The 18,251-nt window shown below is 42.9% G+C and carries 17 protein-coding genes; 11 read left to right on the plus strand and 6 right to left on the minus strand.

Annotated features, from left to right (window positions below; translation table 11 throughout):
• Positions 1 to 241: 241 nt before the first annotated feature.
• The gene (locus tag AC1DXF_RS15185; protein ID WP_477449570.1) at positions 242 to 904 is read right to left on the minus strand and encodes an NAD-dependent epimerase/dehydratase family protein; all 663 of its coding nucleotides are present in this window, start codon (positions 902 to 904) and stop codon (positions 242 to 244) included.
• Between the two features lie 171 nt (positions 905 to 1,075).
• On the opposite strand from AC1DXF_RS15185, the gene AC1DXF_RS15190 reads away from it, so the two are divergent.
• The 8 genes from AC1DXF_RS15190 (at position 1,076) to AC1DXF_RS15225 (ending at position 10,604) form a co-directional block, all read left to right on the plus strand.
• Positions 1,076 to 1,903, plus strand: a complete 828-nt coding sequence (locus AC1DXF_RS15190) for a glycosyltransferase family 2 protein (RefSeq protein ID WP_477449571.1) — start codon at positions 1,076 to 1,078, stop codon at positions 1,901 to 1,903.
• A 15-nt stretch (positions 1,904 to 1,918) separates the two neighbouring features.
• Positions 1,919 to 3,331 carry an oligosaccharide flippase family protein gene (locus AC1DXF_RS15195; protein ID WP_477449572.1) on the plus strand — a complete coding sequence of 471 codons (1,413 nt, stop codon included), beginning with the start codon at positions 1,919 to 1,921 and terminating at the stop codon, positions 3,329 to 3,331.
• 76 nt (positions 3,332 to 3,407) lie between these two features.
• Positions 3,408 to 5,072, plus strand: a complete 1,665-nt coding sequence (locus AC1DXF_RS15200) for a hypothetical protein (RefSeq protein ID WP_477449573.1) — start codon at positions 3,408 to 3,410, stop codon at positions 5,070 to 5,072.
• Positions 5,062 to 6,030: a glycosyltransferase family 2 protein gene (locus AC1DXF_RS15205; RefSeq protein WP_477449574.1), complete on the plus strand. Its 969-nt coding sequence runs from the start codon at positions 5,062 to 5,064 to the stop codon at positions 6,028 to 6,030. The genes AC1DXF_RS15200 and AC1DXF_RS15205 overlap by 11 nt, the downstream gene beginning before the upstream one ends.
• Positions 6,027 to 7,097, plus strand: a complete 1,071-nt coding sequence (locus AC1DXF_RS15210) for a glycosyltransferase family 4 protein (RefSeq protein ID WP_477449575.1) — start codon at positions 6,027 to 6,029, stop codon at positions 7,095 to 7,097. The genes AC1DXF_RS15205 and AC1DXF_RS15210 overlap by 4 nt, the downstream gene beginning before the upstream one ends.
• A gap of 1 nt (position 7,098) precedes the next feature.
• Positions 7,099 to 8,229, plus strand: coding sequence for a DUF1972 domain-containing protein (locus AC1DXF_RS15215; protein ID WP_477449576.1), 1,131 nt, complete (start codon positions 7,099 to 7,101; stop codon positions 8,227 to 8,229).
• The gene (locus AC1DXF_RS15220; RefSeq protein ID WP_477449577.1) at positions 8,204 to 9,520 is read left to right on the plus strand and encodes an O-antigen ligase family protein; all 1,317 of its coding nucleotides are present in this window, start codon (positions 8,204 to 8,206) and stop codon (positions 9,518 to 9,520) included. The genes AC1DXF_RS15215 and AC1DXF_RS15220 overlap by 26 nt, the downstream gene beginning before the upstream one ends.
• 121 nt (positions 9,521 to 9,641) lie before the next feature.
• On the plus strand, positions 9,642 to 10,604 hold the full coding sequence (locus AC1DXF_RS15225) for a nucleotidyltransferase domain-containing protein (protein ID WP_477449578.1): 963 nt from the start codon (positions 9,642 to 9,644) through the stop codon (positions 10,602 to 10,604).
• 71 nt (positions 10,605 to 10,675) lie between these two features.
• Here the strand turns inward: AC1DXF_RS15225 and AC1DXF_RS15230 are convergent, their stop codons facing one another.
• Positions 10,676 to 11,554 carry a DMT family transporter gene (locus AC1DXF_RS15230; RefSeq protein ID WP_477449579.1) on the minus strand — a complete coding sequence of 293 codons (879 nt, stop codon included), beginning with the start codon at positions 11,552 to 11,554 and terminating at the stop codon, positions 10,676 to 10,678.
• A 192-nt stretch (positions 11,555 to 11,746) separates the two neighbouring features.
• Here AC1DXF_RS15230 and AC1DXF_RS15235 point away from each other — a divergent pair, with 192 nt between their 5' ends.
• Positions 11,747 to 11,905, plus strand: a complete 159-nt coding sequence (locus tag AC1DXF_RS15235) for a hypothetical protein (protein ID WP_477449580.1) — start codon at positions 11,747 to 11,749, stop codon at positions 11,903 to 11,905.
• A 110-nt stretch (positions 11,906 to 12,015) separates the two neighbouring features.
• Here the strand turns inward: AC1DXF_RS15235 and AC1DXF_RS15240 are convergent, their stop codons facing one another.
• The 4 genes from AC1DXF_RS15240 to AC1DXF_RS15255 are packed head-to-tail and all read right to left on the minus strand — an operon-like array spanning position 12,016 to position 16,104.
• Entirely contained in the window at positions 12,016 to 12,831 is an 816-nt protein-coding gene (locus AC1DXF_RS15240) for a class I SAM-dependent methyltransferase (RefSeq protein WP_477449581.1), read from the minus strand.
• The gene (locus AC1DXF_RS15245) at positions 12,828 to 14,300 is read right to left on the minus strand and encodes a B12-binding domain-containing radical SAM protein (protein ID WP_477449582.1); all 1,473 of its coding nucleotides are present in this window, start codon (positions 14,298 to 14,300) and stop codon (positions 12,828 to 12,830) included. Before AC1DXF_RS15245 ends, AC1DXF_RS15240 begins: the two co-directional genes overlap by 4 nt.
• 4 nt (positions 14,301 to 14,304) lie before the next feature.
• Positions 14,305 to 15,354, minus strand: coding sequence for a radical SAM protein (locus AC1DXF_RS15250; protein WP_477449583.1), 1,050 nt, complete (start codon positions 15,352 to 15,354; stop codon positions 14,305 to 14,307).
• A gap of 3 nt (positions 15,355 to 15,357) precedes the next feature.
• The gene (locus AC1DXF_RS15255; RefSeq protein WP_477449584.1) at positions 15,358 to 16,104 is read right to left on the minus strand and encodes a class I SAM-dependent methyltransferase; all 747 of its coding nucleotides are present in this window, start codon (positions 16,102 to 16,104) and stop codon (positions 15,358 to 15,360) included.
• 232 nt (positions 16,105 to 16,336) lie between these two features.
• On the opposite strand from AC1DXF_RS15255, the gene AC1DXF_RS15260 reads away from it, so the two are divergent.
• Both AC1DXF_RS15260 and AC1DXF_RS15265 read left to right on the plus strand, forming a co-directional pair.
• Entirely contained in the window at positions 16,337 to 17,083 is a 747-nt protein-coding gene (locus AC1DXF_RS15260) for a class I SAM-dependent methyltransferase (RefSeq protein ID WP_477449585.1), read from the plus strand.
• A complete protein-coding gene (locus AC1DXF_RS15265; RefSeq protein ID WP_477449586.1) occupies positions 17,080 to 18,249 on the plus strand; it encodes an amidohydrolase family protein in 1,170 nt (389 codons plus the stop codon). Before AC1DXF_RS15260 ends, AC1DXF_RS15265 begins: the two co-directional genes overlap by 4 nt.
• Positions 18,250 to 18,251: the final 2 nt, after the last annotated feature.

Raw genomic sequence — 18,251 nt, forward strand, 5'->3', positions numbered from 1 at the left:
ATGATATCTGTTAGTAGATGTTGCTTTTTTCTGTCAATGCGGAAGTCTTGCATTTCGCTAAAATAAGCGAAAATAGTACTTGTCTTATTTTTTGTATCCATCTGATTGTCAGATAAATATACATAAATACAATCACAAAAACAACATAAATATCTGACTATCAGGTGTTTATTTAATCGCCAATTAGTGAATCATTTTAATGCGTTTGCCCTGCCCTTGCTCAATAATATAACCGGGTTGGTTATTTCGCCAATGCTATAATATCCTTTCCTTCCACCACTTTTTTGGGATATGGATGCTTAACTACCCTGATCATAGCGGTGGCCAATTCCAGCAAAGTGCAAAAGCCGGCCAGGTAAAGCGTACGGCCAACCGGGAACAGCCAATTGATATACTTGTAAAAACTGTGGGCATTTTTTAAACCCTTTATCGGTTTTATAAAACCGGGCCTAAAGGCGTACACTTGTTTAAAGGGCAGTTTCATCAGGTCGTTTTCTGTTTTGCCTTTTACCGCGGCCCAGCCGTTGCCTTTTTCATTACTATCGGTGCCTGCGCCGGATACATAGCAAAAGGTCATTTCGGAATTCTGTTTTACCAATATTTGGGCCATATGGATGGTGAGTGTATAGGTAAGCCTGTAGTATTCATCGGCTTTTTTACCAACCGATGTAACGCCAAGGCAAAAAAAGCACGCGTTATAACCAGTAAGCTGATCCCTGATGGGCGAAAGATCAAAAAAATCGGCATGAATAATCTCCTTTAATTTAGGATGCGATACCCCTGAAGCTTTACGATTGATCACCAAAACCTGCTCAACATCAGGATCCTGTAAACATTGGTGCATAAGCCCTTCGCCTACCATCCCGGTCGCACCCGTAACAATCGCTCTTATTGCTGTTTTCATGTGGTAAATGTATTTGTATCAAATTTATGCTTAAATGTGCTAACACACGCTTTGCAAAATAAGTTTTCTGTACGCGGGCAACCCTTTGGCCTAACGCAACGATATAATTAATAGATGCTCGTTGCTTCTTGTTTTATTAAAGCCGCGAACACCTACTAACATTACTATAGCATGAACCCAATCTCTGTTGTTATCATTACCAAAAACGAGGCCGGTACACTTGTTAAAAGTATCCCGCTGCTGAAACAGATCAGCAACGATATCATTGTGATAGACAATAACAGTACCGACCAAACCGTAACTATAGCTACAGCATATGGCTGCAAGGTATATCAAAAGGCATGGATTGGCTACGGCGCCAACAAAAATAAAGGCATTCAGCTGGCGCGATATAACTGGATACTAAGCGTAGATGGCGATGAAATACCCGACCAGGCCCTGATCAACTCGATAAAGGCGACGGCTCCCGGTGATGATAAAACAGTTTACGATATAGCCTTTAAAACCTATTTCGGCAGCAAGCTTATCCGCTTTGGTAACTGGGGGCGCGATCATCATATCCGCCTGTTCAACAAGCGATATGTTAAGTGGACCGAAACCCCGGTACACGAAATATTACTGTTGCCGCAAAATGTTACCGTAAAAAAAATTGAAGGCAACTTGCACCATTATTCTGTAAAAGACCGGGCCGAATACGAAAAGAAGACAATACACTACTCACAATTAAGCGCAATAAAGTACCTGAAAGCTGGGAAAAAATCAGGCCTGGTGAAACAGTATTTGGCACCAGTATTTCATTTTGTGAAGACCTACCTGTTTTTATTGGGCTTGTTAGATGGCAAAGAAGGCTTCATCATCTCGCGGATGGCTTTTAAAAACACATGGTTAAAATATTATTACCTTAGCAAGGCCACACAAAGCATAAGGCATAAACCAGTATACCGGCATGATGTACCCGCTATAGCATATAAGCTTAATGCCCATGCACGTGTTGAATAAACCGCAGCATTGTTCATGAAAAAAAAGCTGGTAATTGATCTCTCGGCAAATACACTGCAACTTGTCATCAACCAGCTGTTTGGGGTGCTTATCTTTTACGTATTATCCGTAAATCTTGATAAAAACAGCTTCGGCCAGGTTAACCTTGCCTTAGCGGTATTGCTATCTGCATTCAACATTCTTTCTTTTGGTATCGACCAGGTAATTATCAAAAAAGTAGCGCATGGCGATGATGCCCAAACCGTTATGTCGCTTTATGCTTTCCATGTATTATTTACCGGGGGGCTGTTTTATGGTATCCTGTTATTTGGCCGGGCGTTTTTTATCCACGATAATGAGCTATACCGGCTGATATTATTGATAGGCCTGGGCAAGCTCATGATCTTCCTTTCTGTGCCGTTAAAACAGGTTTCAAGCGGCCTGGAGCGCTTTAAATTACTGGCATATATGCTGGTGATATCCAATATGGCAAGGGGCATCAGCCTGCTTATTTTGGCTTTTTTACACCAGGTAAATATCGGCGCCATCATTTGGGTATTTATCGGCGGCGATGTGCTTGAATTAATGGTATCCTTTTATCTTTTCAGGCGTTACGTGGGGCTGCCGGTGCTCCCGGTTTGGAAAAAGGCAGCCTACTTTTCGTTGCTGCGCGAATCGCTTCCGCAGGTTGGCGTTGTATTAATTACTTCGGCCCTGGCCCGGTTTGATTGGTTGTTTATCGGGTTTATGGTATCGGCAGTTAGTTTGGCCGAATACAGTTTCGCTTACAAAATATTTGAGATTTCTACCCTCCCCCTGTTAGCTATCGCCCCCTTAATTCTTCCCCGTTTTACCAAATTATTTAAAACGGGTGACCATCAGCATGCCGATTTTAAATTACTCATCAGGATAGAACTTATTATAGCCGGATTTACTGCTTTGGTTTTAAACATGTGTTGGAACCCGGTAATTGACAACATAACCCATGGCAGGTATGGCGCGGTTAATACAACCACCATATTTATCCTATCGCTCTGTTTACCCTTCATGTATTTAAATAACTTTTTGTGGACTATTTTTTTTGCGCAAAACAGGCTAAAAATGATCTTTCAATCATTCCTGGTCACTTTTGGCGTAAACGTAGCTGCCGACCTGGTATTAATCCCTTTTTACAAAAATGAAGGCGCTGCCCTGGCGTTTTTATTGGCCTGCCTGGTGCAGGCTATTTTCTATCTTGCCAATGACAACGCGGGGCTTAAAGGCTCTTTTTATACACTAATCATTTGTACGGCCAGCGCCCTTTTTAGCGGCTTTGCTGCCAAAATGCTGTTTCAAAATCCATGGCTGGCCGGGGGGATTTCGGTAATATTTTATGGCTTATCGTTACTAATCACGATGCAATTAAAGCGGACCGACAAAGAGGGCCTAACCCGGCTGTTAAACTGGTAAAATAAAACATATTCCTGTTTTACACAGGCAACCAATCCGGTTTTTGGGTCGTAATGACTTTAAATGCCCCAGGATAATGTTGGTTAACAAAACAGTTTTTTACATCGATAAATTAAAGAAAAAGGTGGATTGGAAGCTACTTGCCTTTTTGCTTTTGTTTTTAAATGTAAAAATCGGTATCAAAATCCCGGTTATCCTCCTGTTCACGCTGATCCAGTTTAATTTCAAATTTGGCTTTAGCTTCAAAAACTCACGGCTGCCCCTATTTTATCCGCTGGTAATTGCCATAGCGGTTATTAACTGGTTTATCGGCAAAAATTATACCGACCTTAATTATACGGTAATGTTACTTACCGGAATAGGCTTTTGGATTTTATGCATCCTGGCCATTCACCAGGTAAAGCTGGCTGTTGAGCAAAACCAACCAGCTGTGATACATCAAACCATCCTGGTGTTTTTTATTATCAATGCATTATTCTCGGCAGGTAACCTGGCCGCTATATTTTTAGAAACACATGTCATTAACCCTTATACCTACCAGGGCCAGCTGCAAAAGTATTTCTTAAATACGGGCGACTATATCAAAGGCGTAACTTTTGATACATCGACAACCAACGCTGTACTAAGTGCCTTTGGGGTAATTTACTTTCTGACCCGTAAAAACGCCCTCATGCTATTTGTCTGCATGGCCACGTTATTGCTTACCGGCAGCAATTTCATCAATATCATTACCCTGCTCATCTTTATACTGTTGTTTGCTTTCAAAACAGATCGTTATCAAAAAAGCCTCATTGTAATTTGCCTGGTTTTTTTAGGCATTTTTATGGCCAAAATCTCGCCTCAAAATAACCAATATACAACCAACGCCATTGCAATCCTGCTTCATAAAGATCCAAGCGCCCCCAAACCATCTGTGTGGGCAAATTTACCTGTAACCGCAAAGCCGGATAGTGTATTAAGCTTTGATGAGCGGCGACAAAAGCTGGCCATTATTTTCAGAGATAGTGTTTATGAGGCAAGCCATCCGCAAAAGCCGGTGGTTATAAAAGCGCAGGATGAGCCTTACGAAACCGAAGGCGGCAGGATAGCCATCAAAGGGCCCGATATTCACTCGGCGCCCTATCAAAGCAGTATTCAAACCCCTCCTGAACAACAACAGCTGGTGCAGTTTATTGACAGTCATAAAGCCGTATTACCTGTTGCCGGGCAGGAAATTGTTGTTCCCAGCATGGATAGGCCGGGGAAATTGATCGGTTTTTTGCAAACGGCCAGCTTTTTTCACCACCATATTAACAGGGCAATTACTGGTGCCGGTATGGGCAATTTTTCGTCTAAGTTGGCATTCAGGGCTACCGGGTTGGGTTTTGCCGGCGGTTATCCGCATAAATTCATCTATATCAGCCATGATTTTATGGTCAATCACCTTGATCTGTACCTCAATTATTTCAGCAAAAGGGCTGGCTTCCATTCGTTAACCAATAGCCCGTTTTCTGTTTACGACCAGTTGCTGGCCGAGTACGGGCTTATTGGTTTACTCCTATTTGCCGTTTACTACCTTGGCTTTTTTGCCAGGCACTATAAAGTTTTAACCTACGGCCTGCCCCTTTTGCTGTTAATGCTGGCGGCATTTTTTATCGAGTACTGGTTTGAGCAGCTTTCGGTTATCGTGTTTTTTGAACTATTGCTGCTGCTCAACATTAAAGAAACACAAACCCCTAAACCGTTGGCAAATGAATTTTAATATCCCTAAAATAACGGTGCTGATGCCTGCCTACAATGCAGGTAAATATATTGCTGATGCCATAGCATCGGTATTGGAGCAAACTTTTACCGATTTTGAGTTACTTATAGTAAATGATGGCTCTACAGATAATACTGTTGATGTTATCAGTTCTTTTGATGACCCGCGCATTGTAGCAATTTACCAGGATAACAAAGGTGTTGCCATCGCCCTTAATACCGGGTTAAAATATGCCCGCGCCCCATACGTAGCACGCTTTGATGCCGATGATATTTGCTACCCCGAGCGGCTGCAGCTGCAATATGATTTCATGACAGCCAACCCCGAATACAGCGTAATTGGATCTGCTGCTGATTATATTGATATGGAGGGAAATTTTTTGTTTACCCATAAGCCCCCTGCTTTTGATTACGCACAGATCCGGCAGCTTAATTATTCAGTTTGCCCCTTTATCCACTCCAGTGTTTTTTATAAGAAAGACCTGGTGATTAGCAAGGGCGGTTATAACGAGCATGCTTACACCTTTGAAGACCATTTTTTATGGGTTAACATCCTTAAGGATCAAAAAGCCTGCAACCTTGCCCTGCCCCTGATTAAAGTAAGGCTGAACCCCGAATCAATAACTATCGACGAAAAATGGAGGCCCCGTAAATTCAGGGACATTAAGTATGCCACGCTTAAAAACCGCGCTATAACAAAAGATGAAGGCAGTTTACTGGCAGCAATGGGTGGTAAACAATATTCGGCCAGGATAAAGCAAGGCTCCTATTACGCGCTTTGCGGTAAAAAACTGCTGGTTAATAATTTTCAACCGCAAAGAGCCCGCGCTCATATGGCCAGGGCTATCAGCATATCGCCTTTACGGCTGGATAATTACCTGTTGTACACAGTCAGTTACCTTCCGGAGCGCGTAATTAACTGGCTGCATAAATTTATATCAGGAGGGGTTGCAATATGAAAGTGGCATTTATTACCCGGTCAACTTTGTATACCGTACCCGGCGGCGATACCGTGCAAGCCGTGCAAACTGCACGTCATCTTACTTTTATGGGTATTACCGCCGAAATAAAACTGGCCAACGAGCCGATCAACTACAACAATTACGATTTGCTGCATTTTTTTAACCTCTGCCGCCCTGCCGATATTTTGTACCATAGCTATAGAGCCGAAAAGCCTTTTGTAATATCGACCATACTGTGCAACTACACCGAGTACGATCAGCAATACCGCAAAGGTTTGGGCAGGCTATTTAAATATTTGCCGGCAGATGGCGTGGAATATGTTAAAACCATTGCCCGCTATCTGCTTGGCCGCGATAAGCTGGCCAGCCTGGCTTATACCTGGAAAGGGCAACGCAAAAGCATAACGGATATTTTGAGCAGGGCAGCTATGATATTGCCCAATTCCAGGTCAGAATATCACCGGGTAGTACACAATTATCCCGGCGAGGTAAAGCACATGGTGGTGCCCAACGGCACAGATCAGCATTTGTTTAAATACGATGCCTCGGTAATAAAGGATGACAAGCTGGTGATTTGTGCGGCGAGAATTGAAGGTATTAAAAATCAGCTGAACCTGATAAAGGCATTAAATAACACGCCTTACCGGTTGTTACTTATTGGCACCCATGCCCCCAACCAGGCTGCTTACTACCACGAATGCCGTAAAACAGCGGCTGATAACATCACTTTTATTGAGCAAATGCCGCAATATGAACTGGTAAAATATTATGCAGGCGCCAAAGTACATGTTTTGCCCAGTTGGTTTGAAACCACCGGCCTTAGCTCGATAGAAGCTGCCCTCATGGGCTGCAGCATAGTAATAAGCGACAAAGGCGATGTAAGGGAATATTTTGCCGACGATGCATTTTATTGCGACCCGGCATCACCGCAAAGCATATTAACAGCCATTGAAAAAGCGGCGAACGCGCCGGTTAACGAGCATTTACGCAATAAGATATTACAAAAATACACCTGGAAACAGGCTGCTACTCAAACTTTAAAAGCATACCAATCTATATTATAACATGAAACTACGCATAGCCATATTAGGGATTAGGGGCGTACCGAATTACTACGGCGGCTTTGAGCATATTTCAGAATATGTATCGGCCGGCCTGGTAAAGCGCGGCCACTCGGTAACGGTTTATAACTCACATAACCACCCTTACCAGCAGGATAGCTGGAACGGTGTCGAAATAAGGCATTGTTATGATCCTGAATACCTGGTTGGCACCGCCGGGCAGTTTGTTTATGATATGAACTGCCTGTTAGATGCCCGTAAACGAAATTTTGATGTGGTAATGCTTATGGGCTATACCAGCAGTTCGGTTTGGGGGCAGCTTTACCCTAAAAACAGCACCATTATTACCAATATGGACGGCATGGAGTGGAAGCGGACCAAATACTCGAAACCCGTACAAAAATTTTTAAAATATGCCGAAAAACTGGCGGTTAAATACAGTGACTACTATGTTGCCGATTCAAAAGTTATAAAAGGATATCTGAAGGATAAGTATCACATCAACAGTGAATATATCCCCTACGGGGCAGATGTTTTTACCGAGTTTGAACGCGAGCAATATGATGGGAACGAAGCGCTTAAAGAAGATTATTTTTTGCTGATGGCGCGCATGGAACCCGAAAATAACATCGAAGCCATCCTGGAAGGTTTTAACAGGAGCAATTCGGGCAAAAAGTTTAAAGTTTTGGGCGATACCAGCAATCGTTTTGGCAAATTCATCACCAATAAATTTGCCAACGATGAGCGCATTCAATTCAAAGGCGCCATTTTTGATACGCCTAAGGTACGCTCACTCCAAAATAACTCTTACTTGTATTTTCACGGGCATAGTGTTGGCGGTACTAATCCATCCCTGTTAGAGGCCATGGCCAGCGAGGCCCTGATAGCGGCGCATAATAACCCGTTTAATAAGTCGGTATTAAATACGGATGCTTTTTACTTTTCAAACGCGACTGAAGTAACCCACCTGGTAGAGAACGTGCAGCGTAAAGCTCCCGAAAAAAATATGGTAATGAATAACCTTCATAAAATCCAGTACCAGTTTAATTGGGAGCGGGTAATTGACCAGTACGAGAGGTTTATCATCGAAAGCTATAAACATAAAAACTATGAAGCAATTATTGCTGATAAATGATAACAACGCCAATAAGGTAAGTTATTATCATGTCATGCTGCTGATGGCAAGCCTGCCATTTGATAGGTTTTACAGCCATATTATACTCATCAGTTTTATAGCGCATACACTTATTCATTTGCAAAAAGCAAAACTGAGGGCTGTTTTTACATTAAAGACCATAATACTGCAATCTGTATTTTTTGTGACGATGATGGCAACCGTTTACTCTTTTTACCATGCCGAGGCCTTTAACGAATGGGGATTGCGTTTACCGGTCCTGGTTTTCCCGGCAATATTTTTATTAAACGGCCTCGACCTGAAAAAATACCGGGCTAATTTTTTATTGGCCTTTGCCCTTGTGTGTACGGCAACCGTCATTTACCTGTATATTGATGCTGTTGTTACCATTAAATATTATCATTTGCCGCTTAAAACCATTTTGTCGCCGGCATTTACCAATCATAATTTTTCGGAGCCGCTTAATATACATGCCACCTTTTTTTCTCTTCAACTGGTAGTCGCGCTGGCATACCTGTTAACCTTATTGTTTACACAGCTATCATGGCCCTTAAAATTAATTTATAGTATTTGTTGCGGCATATTACTATGCGGAATGATCCAGTTAAGCTCAAAATCAATATTGGCGGTATTGTTTATCATCATTAACCTTGTACTGCCTTATTGTCTGCTTAAGGGTAAAAACAGGCTGAAGTTTATATCAGTCGGGATTGTCCTATCAGGATTGGCCTTTGCGTTGGTTGTAAACGTGCCTTCATTCAAAGAACGCTATCTGACAACTTTAACGGACGATCTTTCGGCATTCAAACCAGGCGAAAATATCGATCCGCGCCTTGCCCGCTGGCATGTTGTGGCCAAACTTATCAACCAGAAACCTTTAATTGGGCATGGTTCGGGGGCCGAACAAGCGTTGCTGCACGATGAATTTTTCAAGGCTAAAATGTACAGCTCTTTTTTAGCCAATTTAAATTCCCACAACCAGTATTTCAGCTTCCTAGTAAAATCGGGCGCCTGGGGGTTGCTTGTTTACCTGCTAACGCTGGCCTACGGCTTTAAAACCGCTATCCAAAAAAAAGACGTGGTATTTATCAGCTTTATGCTGCTGATTGCCATTGTTTCGTTGTCAGAAAACGTGTTGGATGCCGATAAGGGAGTTATGTTTTACAGCTTATTTTTTGCTTTCCTGCTGTTTTTCAACGACGAAGATAAGCCGGCAGCCATGGTCAAAAATAAAAGCCCCCAATATTCAGATGATGTGGCAACCAACAGTTTAACGCTTACGTCATACTAATGTTGAGCCGCCTATGAAATGGCGGATAGTTTTTAGCCGAAAGTTTTAAGTTACAAGCCCGGCACCGTCGGGATCAGACTCAGAACTCAAGACTCAGAACTTACTACTTAATACTATAGATATGCAGATCAGGTCCGTTTTTAATCAACCAAGCATCAATACCGTGTCAGAAATTAAAAAGAACATATTAACTACACTGGCCTACTTTGATGTATTTAACTATCCGCTCACCCGCGAAGAGATATGTTTGTTTTTGCCGGTAAAATTTGAGCGCAAGACATTTGAAGATGCCATGGCCTGCCTGATAGAAACCCGGATGGTGTACCGTTTTGATAAGTTTTACTGTTTAAAAAACGATCAGTACCTGGCGCAGCGCCGTAATAAGGGCAATCAAAAGGCCATTGAAATGGTAAAAATTGCCCGCAAGGTTGGTAACCTGCTTATCAGGTTTCCATATGTCAGGGGGATAGCAATTTCGGGCTCTTTGTCTAAAAATTATGCCGACGAGCAATCTGATATTGATCTTTTTATAATCACTGCGCCAAACCGCCTTTGGATAGCGCGTACGCTGATGCATTTTTTTAAGAAGCTTACTTTCCTGGTAAATAAGCAACATTGCTTTTGCATGAACTATTATGTAGATGAACAGGCGCTTGAAATTGCCGAGAAAAATATTTATACCGCTACCGAAGTAGTTACACTGATACCTATCCAGGGCGATGCCACGTTTGCCGATTTTTTTGCGGCCAACGCCTGGACGCGCAAATATCTGCCTAATCATATTATGCGGGTATCTACCGCTAAGCCGTTAAAAAAGAGCTGGTTAAAAAAACTAGTCGAATTTTTACTTAATAACAAAACGGGTGACTTGCTCGACGATAGCTTTATGAAAATAACATCGCGCCGGTGGAACGAAAAAACCAGGCAGCAAAAACTTAACGACCATGGCATTTTATTGGCCATAGCCGCTGATAAGCACTGCGCCAAACCAGAGCCGGGGAATTTTCAGTCGAACCTGATTAAGCGGTTTCAAAATAAAGTAATACAATTGCTCGCCGAAAATCATCATAGCGTAGCCAATTAATAGTAAAAGCTTAAAGCGGAATGCACAAAGCTAAAAGCCCGGAACATTGGTATTCAATTTAATAAAGGTCTTTATAACGGCTCGATGTTTTTTATTTTCTTTTTAGATACCACAAGCCCGGTTACCACCAAAACGGTCCCGGCAATGGCATAAATGGAAATTTGCTCGCCAAGTAAAAGGTAACCAAAACCATAGCCAAACACAGGTGTAAGGTAAAGCCAGGTCCCGGCGGTTACGGCATCTTGTCCAACCAGGTATAGCCATAATTGGTTGGCTATAAATGAGAGCACCACGATGAGCCAAAAGAGGCATAAAAACAAGTTAGTATCAACGTGATGAACGTGCTGCTGCCTAAATAGCGGGCAAAACGGCAACAGGATTATACCACCAACAAATACCTGCCAGATATTGAATGACACATTAGGTAAAGTAATATTTAGTGTTGAGAAATAAACACTACTTGCTGCATAGGCAAAAATGTAAATAAGCAACAATATGATGCCCAGGGGCTTTATACTGGCATTGGGCAGTGCCGCTGCTGATGCAAGCACCAAACCGGTAAACGCAATCAGCATCCCAATAATTTCGAACTTAGTGAGTTTCCTTTTTATAATTATCGACGAAAATAAGGCTATTAATAAAGGGGCGACTGCTATAAACAACATGCTGATACCTGCCGATGCATATCGCTGTGCGGCAAAAAATGAGCCTAATGTTAAAGTAGTACATAAAAAGCCATAGATCACGATACTTTTCCATTCGCTTTTTAATGGCCAGAAACGTTCTTTTCTTACCAAACCAAAGAAGGGTCCGAATATAAAACCAGTGGCGATAAAGCGGATACTGGCCAGGATCAAGGAGTCTGCAGAACGAATTCCGAATTTTACAGCCACTGAACCGGTTGCCCAAAGAATACTAAACAATAAACCAGGAAGGATTTTTTTTACCATGGGCACAATGATATGCCTGCAAAGATATTTTTTAATGATTAAAATTAAAGGGTTCTATGACGTTTTGTGTGGGTAACGCAGACGAGGTACTGATTAGCTTCTAAAGATATATTTTGTTGACACATCGGGGGCTTGTTCAACACGAATTAGAGGCGTAGCCTCGGCCAATCTTGTAGCCACGGGTTTTAACCCGTGGAAAAAACGAAGAAAACGATGAAGAGCGTAGGTTCGATCCATATGGGTAACGCGTATATATCGGTTGAAGAAATTAAAAATACCTGGATTTACATCAAAATATGGGCCGTGCCGATGGCACTCTTGTCGCGTTTTGGCCAATCATCCACGGGTTGAAACCCGTGGCTACAATATGTGTCGGGCCGATGGCCCTTGGGAAGAAAGTTATGTAGAACTAATTGAAATCGATCAACCCATACAACGCGTAATTGAGCCAATTAAAATCATTACTTCTTCTCCAGAGAAATAATAAAATAATCGCCTATGTACTTCCAGGGCCAGGTGCTTTTCAGCCGGTCTTCTTTGTTCCTTAGGAAGTTATAAGCTTTAGGGTGATTTTCTGCAAAGCCTTCTATGTACGACGGCGGCACTATACTACACAGGCCTTCAACGCCCAATACTTTAAATGACTTTTGTAACGTATTGATAACGAACGACTGTTTGTAGTAAAAGCATCTAAAGTAAGATCCTTCTACACGGGCAGCTCGTCCTTTACTGCTAAAAAAGCGCCTGAATGCCGTTTTGAATTTTCCTTTAACAACAAGCAGTGTTTCCCACAGGCAAAATGGGGATATAATAACTAAAGTCACCTTACCGCCGGGTTTTAAAAGGCTGTCAAACGACAATAAAACTTTTTCCAGCTCGCCGGTGCAGTTGAGCCCGCCAAAGTTGGAAAATATATGATCGTAAGGACCTTTCTGTTTTAATTGATCCAGTTGGGTAAATGAGCAAATTTCGGTGCTTATACGATCTTTATATGGCATTGCTTTTTGCCGGAGCTGTTGCTGCATACCCGCCGATATATCTGTAGCATGAACATGATGCCCTTGGCCTGCAAAAAAAAGGGCGTCTTCCCCTGTTCCGCTATTCAGTTCGAGCATGCTACCCGCTGGTTTTAAATATTGAAGTACATGCTCCCTTACCCTTGCCCTTTTGTAATTGATAATGGTATTGCCCGAATAAATTTGGTCAAATACGGCAGACTGCCTGCTAAAAGCAGCTGATGCGTCCGTTTCGTTATTTATAAGGCTTATCTCGCTCATATTGCTTTCTCCAATTTTTGTAGCTTAAAACCTTCAATCAATGTTGCAGGGGCATGATAGATGAACGAGGCCGCCTTTCTGATACGTTTTAAACTTGGTTTAAAGGGGTTTTTCAAAAGTTTAACCAGGCTGTTTTTAGCCAGATGCGCATGGTAATTTTGATGCACATAGCGATGTAATTGTTTATAGTAAGCCGGGCTGAACGTGTTGCTAAACATCAGCGCCATCTCGTCGGAGTCGGTCCAGTTTGTTTTTTGACGCAGGTCGGCTTTTACTTTTTCGTAAAACAGGGTGCCCGGTAAGGGATATGATACCGATATTCCGATTTCGTGCGGCAACAATTTGTTAATCATGTTGATGGTAAGCGCGATATCTTCTTTTGTTTCGCCGGGGTAGCCAAACTGGATGAAGAAAGAGGGTTTGATGCCATGCTTTTTCATCAGCTGCGTTGCTGTCGCTATCTGTTCAACGGTAGTACCTTTGTCCATCGCGTCCAGTATCTTTTGCGAGCCGCTCTCGGCGCCTATCCATACATTTTCGCAGCCCGACGCGGCCAGCGCGGCCACATCTTCGTCATCCAGCAACAAATCCGCACGCGACTGGAGCTTGTAGCTAAACTGCAGCCCCTCTTTTTTAACCAATTGGGCAAACTGTTTTACCCAGCCCGGTTTTAATCCAAAAATATCGTCGCAAAACCAAATATGGTCCATGTTGAACATGGTTTTCAAAAGCTTAAGCTCGGCAATCACATTTTCGGCGCTGCGCGAATTGTAGCGGTTGCCGTAAATGGGCTTAGCACACCAGTTGCATTTAAAAGGGCAACCACGGGTTGTGCCAACATTCATCGAAAAATATCCCGCGTGTTTCAGCCAGCTTTCGCGGTAAGGGGTAATATCAACCAAATCCCAGGCTGGTAGTGGCAATGTATCCAGGTCTTTGAGTACCGGCCTTGCAATGGTTTTAAAAGGGATGTCATTTTTGATATAAGCCAACCCCTGTATCGTCGAAACATCTTTAATATCGCTTTTGATGGCGTTGGTAAGTTCCAATAGCGTTTGCTCTGCTTCGCCAATAATTACAAAATCGGCGCCCTCGCTTAAATATTCCTTGTACCGGTCGGTCGAGTCGGAACTGGATACAATTACAGTGCAGCCATATTTTTTGGCCAGCTTACACATTTTAAATGCCGCCTCGCGCATATTGGTAAGGCACATTTTAGTGAGATAGTTGAAGCCATCATCGTAAATTACAAAAAAGTCCGGTTTATTTTGCGCTATGGCGGGTACAACATCATGCGCTGTGTATGAAAACATGTTGTCAAAAAATGACACGTTATAACCATTCATCCGCATATTGGATGCGGCATATAAAGTGCCCAGCGGCGCGTAAGGCTGCCCTATTGCCCATTGCTTAGGATCGAACCGTAAAAAGTAGGAATGTGTGAACAATATATTATTTAGCTGCTCCATAAAATTAAGATAGATGGGTTAATGGCGACAGGTTAAGCGAACAAACACATTTAACACAGGTTGGATGCGTTGACGTATTTAATGACTTGCGGAAGGCGATTGCATCAGGGCTGTTTAAAATAACATCAAGCGATGAATCCCTTATGTTTCCTATCGGCTCCAAAAAGAAACAGGGCCTAACCGTTCCATCGGCTTCAACAACGGTTGATACCCAAGGCGCATTACATTTTTTAAACGGAAATTCATTCAAACCATAAAACGCCGCATAATAATGATAGACATCCTGTATCTTCTCTTTACTTTCGGCAATAAAACCGGCCTGGAATTCATTGTCAAATTCGGTACACAGGTAACTGATCACCTCGCTCAGTTCGGGTAATTCCTTTTCCTGTACCAGTATCTCGTTTTGCTTAGGTTCGGCCCAGGCTTGCTGGCGGTTAAAGGCATGGCTGCTTACATCGGCAGGTAAAAAGCTTACCTGGTTAAGGCCCATCTTTTTGGCTTCGGTAATGATATTTGGCCAGTTGCGGTAATTTAGCCGGTGTATCACTGTACGCCCGGTTATCCGGTAGGCTGGGTTAATTTGTTTGATGTACTCCACTCCTTCCTTCAGCTTTTTAAATGCATTGGGAATGTTGCGGATAGCATCGTGCAGGGGCTCATCGCCATCTATAGAAACAATTACTTCATTAACATATTTCAGGATGTCGCCGGCATTATTTTTTATAGATAAGCCGGTAGTCAATAATACAACGCTGATGCCCGCATCTTTCAAGATCCGGCACAGCGTAAAAAAGTTGGCATTCAGCAAAGCCTCGCCGCCTGACATGAGCACCTGGGCTGTGCCCAATGATTTTAATGAAGTCAGTAACCCGGTAATATCGGCTTCGGTTAGTTGCTTCAGGTTTTTATTATCCTTCCAGATATCACACATCACACAACGGCAATTACAGGCGCTGTGGGGCATTAATATCACAATAGGCAAGGCAGTTACCCGGTGAGTTTGCAGGGTGCGGTAACGCTTAAAAGTATGTAATACGCTTTGCCCGGTCATTGGTCAGGGTTTAATTTTTATCCAGTAAAAGATGCTTTTTTTGATGATCTTATTTAAAAAAGCGGTGGGATTAAACATCACCTTGTGCTTAAGCCCCATCACCTGTTTCAGCGGATGATGAAAATAATACTGCGCCATTTGCGGGAAACCCATTGATGTAAAATAATCCTTGCTCCTTTCGGCCGCTGTTTCTATCTCGTTAGTATGATAAAAATGGGTATCAAGCACATGTACACGGCCGGCGGGGGTAAGTAAATCAAACGCATCGCTTATAACCTCCTTAAGGGATGGAAAGTATTGGATGGATGCGGCAAAAATGATCACATCAAATTTTGTCCCCTCGTTAAATGAGGTACTGTTAAACGGCGCGTGGATAAATTTAAGGTTCCCTTTTTTAAACACCCTGCAGGCCTGTTCAATCTCTATCCCGTTAGGATCTATCCCGGTTACTTTTGCTTTAGGGATACCGGCAAGCCTCGCCGAAAGCCAGCCATTACCGCAACCAACCTCCAGGATATTTAATGACCGGCGTTGTTTTTTCAGAAAAGTAATCAGCTGCTCAGACGAATGCTTTCTCATTTTCCACTCTTTGTAATACTGGTGACCGGATTCTACATCGGGCAGGTGCGCCACCTGTTTATCGGTATACAGCCGGCCTTCTTTATCGCGAACAGCAACGTACATGGCCTCAAAAGCATCTTCGGCAGTCGGGGTATGGTTTATGGTAATATTGTTTGTTTGGGCGCTCAACTGTTATTTTAGTTAATTTAAAAAGTGGTATGGTTATACAGTAATATCTTATTCATGCAGTATTGTTAAATAATAGCAAGCGACAGGCTCCCCCCTGCCGCTCACTAACCCACCTCAACAATCAAACTACTCATTATATACTACGGCAGCCAAACGGCGCGGGTTGCCTGCGGTAAAATAAAAAGCACGGGCAACCCTACAGCTCTCCTCATCGTTATTGTTATAAAAACGCATGCTAATGCTGGCCACGGTTAAAAACTATATAAAAAGCAAAATAACTAACCCGGTAACCGAAAAAGGTGTAGCAGAGGCTTACGACCTGTGGGCACCTGATCATGATATGCAGCCGGGCAATTTAATGCTGCACCTTGACGAAAACCTTTTTACCGACCTGCTGGATGGATTGGTACTTACAGGCAAACATATAGCCGATATAGGTTGTGGTAGCGGCAGGCAATGGCCCGCCATATTTAATAAACTACCGGCATCGCTAACCGGCTTTGATGTATCGGCCGGAATGTTAAAAAAATTAAAGGAAAAATATCCGGAGGCGCATACTGGCAAAATTACCGATAACTTATTTTCGGATATACCTGATGCTTCTTTTGATATGATAGTTTCAACGCTCACTGTTGCCCATATTGAAGATATAGACGAAGCGATGGATGCCTGGTGCCGTTTGCTTAAGCCAGCTGGCGAGATCATTATCACCGACTTCCACCCGCATACGCTGGCATTGGGCGGCAGGCGTACCTTTAAACACGGAAAGACCCTGATGGCCGTGCGCAACTATGTACACCCTATTTATACCATAAAGGAGGCGCTTTTGCGCCATGGTTTTAACCTGGTAACACAGCATGAAATAAAAATTGAGGAAACCATGAAGCAATTTTACGCAGATGCCAATGCCCCGCATGTTTATGAAAAATACTTTGGCTTCCCGGTTATTTATGGCATTCATTTAAAAAGAGGTAAATGATACTGGGGAATGTAATACCGGCTGATGGTGCCGAAGCGGTCAACATCAAAATTGAAGGTGAAAAGATCGGTATGGTAAGTTCACCGACAATAGAAGCTGATGCTCAGTTATTGCTGCATTTTGATAATTCCATCATTTTCCCCGGCCTCATCAATTCGCATGATCATCTTGATTTCAACCTTTTCCCGCAGCTGGGCAATCGCATTTATAATAACTACACCGAATGGGGAAAAAATATTCACCAGGAGTTTAAGGCAGAAATTGCGGCAGTACTGAACGTGCCCCAACATTTGCGCATACTTTGGGGGATATATAAAAATTTATTGTGCGGTGTTACTACCGTGGTGAACCACGGTGAGCGGCTGCACCTTGACAATGCGCCGATTAATGTATTCGAGGAAACACAAGACCTCCATTCCGCAGTCTTTGAAAAGTATTGGAGATTAAAGCTTAATAACCCGCTAAAACGCAAACTCCCCGTAGTTATTCATACAGGTGAAGGGTCAGATAAACTGGCCTCCCGCGAAATAGACGAGCTGCTCCGCTGGAATAAACTGGGCCGCTCCCTGGTTGGTATTCACGCTGTAGCCATGAGCAAGCAACAGGCGCCTTATTTTAAGGCCATAGTGTGGTGCCCCGAATCAAACTTTTACCTGTTGAACAAAACAGCCGATATACACCAGCTAAAACCGTTCACTGATATTCTTTTTGGAACGGATTCTACCCTCACCGGTAGCTGGAATACCTGGGATCATGTTAGTACGGCACGTGGCACCGGCATGCTTACCGACGAAGAACTATACCAATCGCTCAATAAAACTGCCGCAAAAACATGGGCAATTAATACCGGCGAAATTGCTGTCGACATGCAGGCCGACCTGGTTATCGCGAAAGCAAATAATGGCGGTGCTTATTATGATGCTTTTTTTGCTACCCGCCCGGCAAGCATCCAAATAGTGATCCAAAAAGGAAATATCCGGTTGTTTGACCAGGAACTGTTGCCCGTACTAGCCGGTACATTAAAAGGGAAATCGTTAAGTTTAATAAAGGTGGGCGAAGCTTATAAATATGTAGAAGGAAATATCGGGGAATTAATGGCCTCCATTCAATCGTACTTGCCGGGTGTTGTTTTCCCGGTTACCTTTATACAACATCAAATTATCTGAAA

The organism is Mucilaginibacter sp. P2_A5 (assembly GCF_056404995.1).